Source organism: Streptomyces katrae (assembly GCF_000966975.1).
In the GTDB taxonomy this organism is placed as follows: domain Bacteria; phylum Actinomycetota; class Actinomycetes; order Streptomycetales; family Streptomycetaceae; genus Streptomyces; species Streptomyces katrae.
The window spans coordinates 1-1,486 of sequence record NZ_JZWV01000890.1 but is presented as its reverse complement, the minus strand read 5'-3'; the positions used below and the strand labels follow the sequence as shown (position 1 = coordinate 1,486).

The 1,486-nt window shown below is 71.9% G+C and carries 2 protein-coding genes; both read right to left on the bottom strand.

Annotation, left to right across the window (positions count from 1 at the left end; all coding sequences use genetic code 11):
* Positions 1 to 54: 54 nt before the first annotated feature.
* Positions 55 to 1,323 (bottom strand): MFS transporter, encoded by a 1,269-nt coding sequence (locus VR44_RS28935; protein WP_045950570.1) that lies wholly within the window; start codon positions 1,321 to 1,323, stop codon positions 55 to 57.
* Positions 1,320 to 1,481 carry a thioesterase domain-containing protein gene (locus VR44_RS48955; RefSeq protein ID WP_342669404.1) on the bottom strand — a complete coding sequence of 54 codons (162 nt, stop codon included), beginning with the start codon at positions 1,479 to 1,481 and terminating at the stop codon, positions 1,320 to 1,322. The genes VR44_RS28935 and VR44_RS48955 overlap by 4 nt, the downstream gene beginning before the upstream one ends.
* Positions 1,482 to 1,486 lie beyond the last annotated feature (5 nt).

Here is a 1,486-nt window from a genome sequence, read left to right as displayed (position 1 = left end):
CCGCCAAGCACCTGCTCCTGGCCGCGGTCGTCGTGCCGGCCGGCCCCGCCGCCGTCAGGAGTCGGCCGGATTGCGCCACCCCGCCGACGAGTTGAGCGGCGAGAGCAGCGCCCCGAGGCCGACGAGCAGGCGCAGCCCGCCCGCCAGCGCGATGATCAGGTACATGTTGTGCCACCGCTGCTCCAGCACCCCGCCCAGCACCGAGGCGACCGGGATCGACATGAAGGCGATCATCCGGGTGGTCGCGACCACCCGCCCCAGCATCTGCGGGGGCACGGTGCGCTGGCGCAGGACGAACCAGCTCACCATGTTCACGGTGCCGATGCCGTAGATCAGCGCCCACAGCACGGAGATGCTCACCACGTCCCGCAGCGGGATCAGCAGGACGATCCCGGCGCCCGCCAGCACCGTCCCCGCGATGACGACCCGCCCGGGCGCGAAGCGGCGGCCCAGCCAGGGACACACGGCGGCCCCCAGCACCGCGCCCGCGCCCTGGGCGGCGAAGACCACCCCGATCAGCGCCGGCGACATCGACTGGTAGTCGCTCAGGTAGTAGACGAGGTTGGCCTGCACCAGCCAGGTGCCCAGATTGGCCAGGGCGAACAGCACCGCCCCGCTGAGCAGGGGGCGGTTGTCCCGGGTGATGTGCACCAGGGAGTCCTTCACCTCCCGCAGCAGGTCGCGGCGTACCGGCTCCGTCCCCTCCTGCTGCGCGGCCGGCGGCTTCGACCTGGTCCTGATCGCGACCATGGCGAGGGCCGACACGGCGAACGTGCCCGCGTCGGCCCAGATCGCCCCCTGGTAGCCGACGGCCGCGATGAGCACGCCGGCCACGGCGGGGCCGGCGAGGCTCATCACGTTGTCGCCCATCTGCATCCAGGCGTTGGCGCGTTCCAGGTCCTTGTCCCGCACCAGGTCGGGCACCATCCCCTGGAACGCCGGGTAGTACAGCGGTTCCACGCACGCCAGCAGGAACGCCGCCAGGTAGACCAGCAGTACCGAAGAGGACCCCGAGGTCACGACGAGCGCGAGGATCCCCGCGAGCACCGTCGCCGCCAGGTCGCCCACGACCAGGATCCGCCTGCGCTCGAACCGGTCGGCGATGACGCCGCCGGGCAGCGAGAGCAGCAGCAGCGGCGCGTACTCCAGGGCGTACACCACCGCCGTGTTCAGGGCCGAGCCGGTCAGCTCGAACACCATCAGCGGCAGTGCCAGGCGGTAGATCCAGTTGCCGAGCCCGGACACCACGAAGGCGAACAGCAGCAGATCGTACGGTGCTCCGAGCCGCCGTTTCGCGGGCGCGGCCCGGACGTCCGTACTCATTCGGCCACCGCGCGCACCAGGCCGAGCACGGCGGTCCGTCGCGGCCGGAGGTAGAAGTGGTCGCCCGGGAACATCCGCAGCCCGAACGGGCCGGACAGGTGCTCCCGCCACGCCTCCAGCTGTTCCAGCGGGATCGGGTCGTCGGTACCGCCGAGCACGGTCG